The 8,673-nt window shown below is 45.9% G+C and carries 6 protein-coding genes; 4 read left to right on the forward strand and 2 right to left on the reverse strand.

What is annotated here, in order from left to right:
• The 4 genes from GX419_08285 to GX419_08300 all read left to right on the forward strand — a co-directional run.
• On the forward strand, positions 1 to 2,358 hold a 2,358-nt coding region (locus tag GX419_08285; protein NLI24686.1), incomplete at its 5' end, for an efflux RND transporter permease subunit.
• Between the two features lie 125 nt (positions 2,359 to 2,483).
• A complete protein-coding gene (locus GX419_08290) occupies positions 2,484 to 2,786 on the forward strand; it encodes a hypothetical protein (GenBank protein ID NLI24687.1) in 303 nt (100 codons plus the stop codon).
• A 26-nt stretch (positions 2,787 to 2,812) separates the two neighbouring features.
• Complete coding sequence (locus GX419_08295; protein NLI24688.1) at positions 2,813 to 3,436, forward strand: PorT family protein; 624 nt, start codon at positions 2,813 to 2,815, stop codon at positions 3,434 to 3,436.
• 106 nt (positions 3,437 to 3,542) lie between these two features.
• Positions 3,543 to 4,262, forward strand: coding sequence for a class I SAM-dependent methyltransferase (locus GX419_08300; GenBank protein NLI24689.1), 720 nt, complete (start codon positions 3,543 to 3,545; stop codon positions 4,260 to 4,262).
• 7 nt (positions 4,263 to 4,269) lie between these two features.
• On the opposite strand, the gene GX419_08305 is transcribed toward GX419_08300, so the two are convergent.
• Both GX419_08305 and GX419_08310 read right to left on the reverse strand, forming a co-directional pair.
• Positions 4,270 to 5,166 carry a type IX secretion system membrane protein PorP/SprF gene (locus tag GX419_08305; protein ID NLI24690.1) on the reverse strand — a complete coding sequence of 299 codons (897 nt, stop codon included), beginning with the start codon at positions 5,164 to 5,166 and terminating at the stop codon, positions 4,270 to 4,272.
• Positions 5,167 to 5,175: 9 nt separating this feature from the next.
• A partial coding sequence (locus GX419_08310) for a T9SS type B sorting domain-containing protein (GenBank protein ID NLI24691.1) occupies positions 5,176 to 8,673 on the reverse strand: 3,498 nt, incomplete at its 5' end.

The following is an 8,673-nucleotide window of genomic DNA, read 5'->3' on the forward strand; positions in this document are numbered from 1 at the left end:
CTCAGTTCGGTCAACGGACAGATTGTTCGCCTTGCAGATATTGCAACGGTGACAGACGATCTTAAAGAAAAAGACGAAATAGCACGTACAAATGGTACAAGGGCCGTAGCTCTTTTCGTTCAGAAACAATCTGGAGCAAATACGCTTCAGGTTTATAAAGCTGTTTCCGAAGCAATGGCTTCAATACAAAAAAATCTTCCCAATGATGTTCAGGTAAAAGAAATCATTAACAGTGCTGAAGTTATTAATAAATCGCTGGGAAATCTTTCGGAAACACTCTGGTATGCCGCCTTTTTTGTGATTCTTGTTGTTATAGCATTCCTCAGGGAGTGGCGAAGCAGTCTGATTGTCATTGTAACCATTCCTTTTTCGCTGATCGTGGCTTTTATCATGATGTACGCCCTGGGATATACCATCAACATCTTTTCCATGATGGCACTGGTTATTGCCATAGGAATGGTGGTTGACGATGCCATCGTGGTAATTGAAAACATTTCACGGCATATTGAAAAAGGATCCAGGCCGCGTGAAGCTGCCATATTCGCCACCATGGAAATGGGAAGAGCCATTGTTGCTTCCACACTTACTATTGTGGCTGTCTTCATTCCTATGTTTTTCATCGGTGGAATTGTCGGTATTATGTTTAAACAGCTTGCCGTAATTACCACAGTCACCATGCTCGCGTCGCTTGTTACTGCTCTTTCGTTAACACCCATGCTGGCCTCGGTGCTGTTAAAGCCTGTGAGGTTAAAAAAAGAAACTCCTTTCTACAAAGCAAGTGAAAGGTTCCTGCAGCGCTTTGAAAACGGCTATCATCGGTCACTCCGGTGGGCAATCCATAACCGCTATCTTCTGATTGTGATTGTGCTGATAATATCAGCCATAACCATCTGGCAGGCTACACTTCTCGGCACCGACTACATTCCTGAATTTGACGCCGGAGATGTTGTGGCCGTTATTGAAACGGAACCGGGCACCTCAGCTGAAGAAACAGAAAGGATAGCCATGAAAGTGGAAGAAATTTTCCGGAGAGAAATACCCGAGCAGGTTTCGTCCTATACCATTGCAGGACAAACAGAAAAGGGGATTCTTACAACGATAAGCTTTGCTGAAGGAAAGAATGTCGCCACCATCGGGGCCCACCTGGTTCTGCCCGAAAACCGCCGGCGGAGTGCAGCCGAAATCGCTGAAGCGGTGAGAAAACAAATTGCTCAGATTCCAGAAATTGAAAAATTCCATGTGACCGGCGGAAGTATGCTTTCATCAGCTCTTCTGGGAAACGTTAAACCAATAGAAATCAAAATAACCGGTAACAATATTCCGGTTATGACAGCAACAGCAGAAAAAATCAGAGAGGCAATGAACAGCGATCCGATATTCTCAGGGGTTGAATCTTCAGCCGATCAGGGGACTCTGGAGTTACAAATTCATATTGACCAGGACAGGGCTTCCGAACTGGGACTTAACACAGCACTGATTTCTCTTCAGGTACGTCAGGCACTTTATGGAGCCGACGCCGGTGAGCTGCAGGAAGAGGGCGACGATTACAACCTTGTGGTAAGATATAAAAAGGAAAATCGCCGACAGGCCGATGATTTGAAAAATATCATGATCAGTACCCTTACCGGCAAAATGGTTCCCCTGTCGTATGTAGCTGAAATTTCCCAGGAAAAAGGTCTTACGGAAATCCGCAGGGAAAGCCAGCAGAGGATTGTAAAAGTAATGGCCTCTGTAAACGGCGTTTCCCTGAGTGAAGCTGCAGATCATGCACGCAAAATTGTCAGCCAAACCGATATTCCTGAAAATGTTTCCGTGGAAGTTGCCGGGCAGGTTTCTGACCAAAAAGAATCCTTCAATAACCTCTGGCTGATATTTGTTCTGGGAACTCTTATGGTATATATGATTATGGCTTCCCAGTTCGAATCGATGAAAGACCCCTTTATTATACTCTTTGCCATTCCCTTTGGATTAATAGGCATTGTATGGGCTTTCAGAATAACCGGCCTTACCCTCAGTGTGGTGACATTTATCGGAATGATCATGTTGCTCGGAATTGTTGTCCGAAACGGTATCATTCTGGTTGACTATACCAACCTTCTCCTGCAGCGGGATCTTCCTCTGGAGGAAGCAGTCACCCAGGCAGGACAATCCAGGCTCAGACCTGTTCTCATGACTTCGCTCGTAGCTATTCTTGGAATGATCCCAATGGCAGTTAGTTCCGGGATGGGTTCTGAAATGTGGTCACCCCTTGGAATTACACTAATCGGAGGACTCACCGTATCGCTCCTCATTACGCTTATCCTTGTTCCGGTAATATACTACATGCTTCATGTTAGAAGACAAGAATATGCAAAATAAAAACCAAAGGCACAGGACCTGCTTTTCAGTTAAGGAGAGGTTTAATATTCCGGTTACCTTCCCGGTCCTGTGCCTTTTTTCAAAAAAAATGGTTCCCTGTGTTAAAATAGAAAAAATAAAAACATATGAAAATCTTGATTCTCGCCTGTGATATCAGTATGGCCGACAGAGTAACAGATATTCTCTTAAAAGAAAAAATCGGCTCCTGGCAGGCTATTGAAAACATTAAAGGCAAACTGCCGGGTATGCTGCCCCACATGGATACACCGGTATGGCCGGGCCATAACGCCCTTTTCCTGGTTCAATCAACGGAAACAGAAACGGAAAAGATTCTTAAGGCCTGCCGTTCTCTGAATGCGGAAAGCCTTAACCACGATGAAATAATTCATGGATGGAGTTTTGAAGTTGTCTCATTTCTAAATAATTAAATCGTATTAACGTAAAAGAAAAAGGTATGAAAACACGTCTCTTTCTTACAGGTATTTTGCTGGTTACAGCAATTATTGCCCTTCCGGCTCAAAAACTGCAGATCGGCCTGCGAAACGGCTTAAACGTTTCTTCTTTCTCAGAACTGACTGAACTGAACGAAGGAAATCATCTGCGGAGTGGTTTTGGCGGAGGAATCTGCCTGAGATACCCTCTGAAGAACGATTTTGCCATTCAGTCAGGACTGAATTTTGAGCAAAAAGGTTTCCGGAATTTCAGGGAATCCTCGCTCGCCGATAAAAAATTGAACGGCACTCTGGAATATCTCACCGTGCCTGTTAACCTGGAACGTTCGTTTCCGGTAAGCGAATCGCTGCGCTTTTTTGTTGCAACAGGCCCCTACGTTGGTGTGAAACTGCGTTCCAACCTCACTTACACACCTGTTTCTCCGGCAGAAAATTCGGAAACGGTTGCCTGGAAAATAAATGATAACGATGCAGGCTGGTCGCTGGGTTTCGGATTTATGATTCCTGCGGGCTCCTACAATATCGAAGCCAGCCTAAAATATTCACTTGGTCTTTCAGAAATAACTTCTGCAAAAACTGATTACCGGAACAAAGCCGCTCTCTTCTCCCTGGCATTTTATTTGTAATAGTGGCATAATGAAAGCCGTCAGCCAGCCGCCCATCGGCTCTGCTGACGGCTTTTTTATTTAGGATGAACTGGTTTACTTTTACTGCTTCATTTCCTTTCTTATTATGAATTCTGCAGAAGATATTCAGCAATGGCTGGGACAAATTGAAGCCGGCGATGTACTCGAACTGGCAGCAGGTTCCGGTAAGTTTACTTCCTGGATTACAAAAGCATTGAAACATTTCCGTTCATGGACTTACACCGATCCTGATGAATCCATTCTGAACAAAGCAAGGGAGATGTTTCCCGATCACCATTATTCATTTATAAGAACAAAAGCAGAACAGCTTCCTTTTCCAAATGCCTCATTTGATACAGTAGTTATTTCCCGCGGACTTCATCACCTTTCCAACCTTTCCGGAGCAGTTTACGAGATGATTCGTGTTCTGAAAACAGAAGGCATTCTGATTGTTCATGAAATGCATTCCGATGTTCTAAATGAAGCCCAGCGTAACCGGCACCTCTGGCACCACTTTCGTATTGAACTCGATAAGGAACTTGGCCGTGAACATGAACCGGTTTTCACACGAAACGAACTCATCGGCATCTTCCGTTCTTTCCCTCTCTCACCTGTTGCACAGTTTGAATATATTCCACCTGATTCCTTTAATCCGGAAGAACGAAAAAGGGAATATGAGCAGGATATTTTGCTGCTGGACTCTCCTGCTATGCAAAAAATATTTTCCGAAAAGCTTCATCAGCTTTTTATCCGGACAATGGAATTGGGCACAGAAAACCAGCCCTACTTATTTCTGGCGTTCAGGAAAACCAATGCAAAGCATTGATTTTAAATTATTTCACTTTATTGAAACGATACGAAATCATCAGCTCATGCGAGCCTGAATTGTACTTTCGTATCGCAGAAATACCAATATCATAGGCATACCCGATATTGAACTTGTTTTCATGGTTATAGCCCAGAAAAATGCTGATGGCATCACTCGTTCTCCAGGCTAAACCACCCCAGGCTAAATTTCTGAAGATTACCCGGGTGTTGAAGTCCATCTGGAGGGGAACTGGCGTAACACCACGGATAATAACATTTGGCTCAATTGCCCAATCGCGGTTTATAAGGTACTGATAACTTCCTGTGAGATAAAAATGGGCTTTCAGTTTGCTCAGCCCGGTTTTTGTGTCATAAATCTTGATTTTATTCGGAATCAGCTGGGCAGCCGAAAATCCTACCTGAAAATTCGTGGCGTACATATAGACCCCGACAACCGCATCGGGATAAAAATCGGTATATACATTGTTCTTTGCCGGGTCCTGATCATCGTACAACTGAACCTTTGAGACATCCATTTTAAACTGATACAACCCCAGAGCCATGCCCATAGACAAACGTATTTCCTCGTTCAGCGCAATATTATAGGCATAGGTCCCGCTTATCCCTGTACGACTGGTAGGTCCGGTAATATCGCTTACAATATACCCTCCGTATCCCATATCATATTTACTGCTGGGCCCGTAAATACTCAGGGTATTCACAATGGGCGGGTCGGTCATTCCCACCCATTGAAACCTGTGATTCGACCGGATCTGGAAATAATTGTTCGTTCCTGTCACCGCAGGATTAATAACCAGCGGGTTGAACATGAATTGGGTAAATTGTCCGATCTGCTGGGCTCTGACTACCCCTGATGAACCTATCAGCAAAATCACAAGCGGCAGTATTCTGAATGTTTTCATAAGGCGTCATTATTTGGGTTGAACCAGAATGGTAAGTGGACCGGTCATTGTTTTCACTTTCCCGCCGGCATAAATCGTAACAACATAATAGTATGTACCAATACCCAGCGGTTTCCCTTTATACTTGCCATCCCAGTCATTCTTATAGTTTTTGGCAGAATAAACTTTTTCTCCCCAGCGGTTAAACACTTCGACGTCTACTCTTACAAACTGAGCGGCAGGAATAAACCACACATCGTTATATCCGTCGCCGTTGGGTGAGAAGCCGCTCGGCACCATCAGCTCCCATAAAACATGCACGGTTATGGAATCAGTTGCAACACAGTTGTGAGCTGTGGTGGCTGTTACAACAAAATCCCATACATCGCTGCTCTTATCGGGGGTAAATTGCGGATTCATGCTGGAAGGATCATCCAACCAGATATCATTGCTCCAGCTGAAAACTGTTTCACTTAACCCTGCTGTATCGGTCAGCTGGAGAGGTAATGTCATTGTTACTCCTCCCAGAATCATGGTATCCCTTACCATTGACAGGGCTGGAACCGGATACATCAGCACATTGACCGTATCATAAGCAGCACAGTTGAAGGTGTTATAAGCAACTGCAACATAGGTTCCCGATTCTCCCGGAGGAATGGTTACTGCCGGCTGACTGCTGATTTCGGCACCGTCACTTACACGTATCCATTTGTACGATACATTCTGTGGTGAGGATGCTGTCAAATCGAGCGCGACATTGCTGCAAACATTCTGGTCGGGTATGGGGTTAATGGAGATATTCTTGGCCGGATCAGAACCAACCGTATAAGACTTCGTCGACGAACAACCCTTGTTGTCAGTAACCTGTACAGTGTACAGGCCTGCTGTCAGGTTGGCAAGATTCTGGGAAGTACCTGCCGGTTGTCCGTCCTTTGTCCAGGCAAAGGTATATCCTCCGTTACCGCCGGAAACATTCAGGCTTATGGCTCCAACGTCAGTAAATCCGGGAAGCAGGCTTGAACAATTTGCATTGTCAATAGTAGCAATTACCGATATCGGCTCCGGTTGTTGCACGGTTACCGTATCGCGGTACCTGTGGTTGGAGGCATCCTTTATCAGAACTATATAATCCCCTGCGGAAAGATCGGAGAAATAACCAAAATCGTAGAAATTCAATCCGTTATCAATTGAGTACTGATAAGGCGGGGTTCCAAGATCGGCAACCATGCTGATAATACCATCATTCCCGCCGTTGCAGGAAACAGGCGTCAGCGAATAAACAACCTGCATGGAACTGATTTCCTCAATCTGGATGGAATCCCTGTAACGGCAGTCATACTGGTCGCGCACAACGACATAATATTTTCCGGAAGCCAGACCCGGGAAGGAGTCGGCCGGGGCAAATGACATTCCGTCGTCAATGGAATATTCGAACATTCCTCCTCCACCGCTTGCGCTGATAACAATGCTTCCGGGAATATCTCCGTCAACATCATGCTTGCGGATGGATGCCGTGATAGGCATCGGCCCATGAACAACTGCCTGACCTACCGAATCAATACACCCCATGGCATCCTTAACCCAGAGCGGGTAAGCACCTGAAGTAAGCCCGCTGAAAACATTCGATGGAGAATAGGATGAACCGATGGAATAGGTCAGAGCACCCTGTCCGCCGGAAGCATAGATGGTAATAGAACCCGTTGCATCATACCAGCAACCGGTTACATCAACCACAGAAACACTGTCAAGCTGAATTGCCGGAGGATCTGTCAGAGTTACCGTATCTCCCATTACAAAGCATCCACGCTTATCACGCACACCGGTATGGTAAATTCCGGCCGGGATATTCAAATACTGTATCGTATCCCATGTTACACCTCCGTCAATGGTATAATCATAAGGGCGTAACGGATGAACCGGTGTTCCTCCATGAGCAAAAATCAGTATTCCACCGGTTGATGTTCCGGGGCAAAGCACCGGCTGAACCGATACAGAGTCAAATACAAGAGGTGCAGGTTCCACAATGACCAGTGGAGGTGTTTCTATTGTTCCGCACAGATTGGAATCAGTAATTCGTACGGTATATGTATTTGCTGACAAGCCCGTAAATAAACCACTGCCGGCACTGGTTACCGTATCTTTTTCGATGCCGTTCTCTTTCAGAATATAGGTATATGGCGGTGTACCTCCGTTAGGTGTAACAAGAATGGAACCATCCGTCTGGCCGGAACAACTTATATTGACAATAGTAACATCGGGGGCAGTAAACGCCGGCGGCTCTGTAATCACAACCTCCGGTCCGGCAGTAGTGCATCCTATACTGTCGGTAATCATGACGGAATAATTTCCTGCCGGAACATTCGTAAAGAAACCACCATTGTTCAGGTAATTGGCGCCCCCATCGATACTGAAGCGTATTGTTCCGGTTCCTCCTGAAGCACTTATGGTAATGGTGCCATCTCCGGCTCCGTGGCAGGTTACGTTGTTTGAACTGACACCTGAAATGATCAGGTCAGGCGGAGAAAGAACAGGGAGGAAATTTCCCGTTACAAAGCAGGCGCTGTCATCTCTTACTGCCGATTGGTAATTGCCTTCCGAGAGGTTCGAAAACAATCCTCCGTTATCGAAATAGGTCACTCCTCCATCAATGGAATAAATCAAATGGCCGGCCCCTCCGGAGGCAAAAATGTGAATCCATCCGTCACCACTGTGGTAACAGGTTTCATCTTCCGATACTTCATTCAGTATTACAATGGGGTCGGGTTCAATCAGCGCAACCGCTGAATCCACTCTGCATCCGTTTCCGTCTTTAACAGCAATCGGATAATTTCCAGCCGAAAGATTGCTGAAATCGCCCGCGGGGAAGAAATTCAGGCCGTTATCAATAGAATACTGGTAAGCTCCCGTGCCACCGCTTGCAGTAATAGAAAGGATTCCGTCGGGTATTCCGTTGCAGCGTAAATCTTTTTTGTTAATGGTCAGGCTGATTGCTTCCGGTTCGCTGATCAGCAGGGGATCCATCAGTACAAGGACACAGGAAGGTGTTGCCGCATCGCGCATCATCACCGTGTAGCTTCCGGCAGGAAGAGCACCGAAGGAAGGTGACGCCTGCCATGTGGTGCCTCCGTTAATGCTGAATTCATACGATCCCGATCCTCCGGAAGTATTGCCAATGGTAATTGTTCCGGTAGCTTCGCCATGGCATGCCACATCGGTAAAGCTTGTTTCACCATAGAGTTCCTGAGGCTGGAAAATCGTAAGGGCATTGTCAAGGATCTTTTCACACCAGGGAGCAACGGCATCCCGCATGCGCACATCATAGGTTCCTGCTGCCAGATTATTAAAGACCGGCGAAACCTGCCAGCTGACTCCACCGTCGATGGTAAATTCATAGGAACCTGATCCTCCGGCCGCAGAAACAACTGAAATGCTTCCGTTTGTATTGCCATAGCAACCGGTCACATCTGTCTTGTTAACTGTTCCACTCAGTGGCAAAGGTTCATTGATTGTCAGTGCGGGATTCAGTAC

It is taken from the genome of Bacteroidales bacterium, from assembly GCA_012517825.1.
Taxonomy (GTDB): domain Bacteria; phylum Bacteroidota; class Bacteroidia; order Bacteroidales; family JAAYUG01; genus JAAYUG01.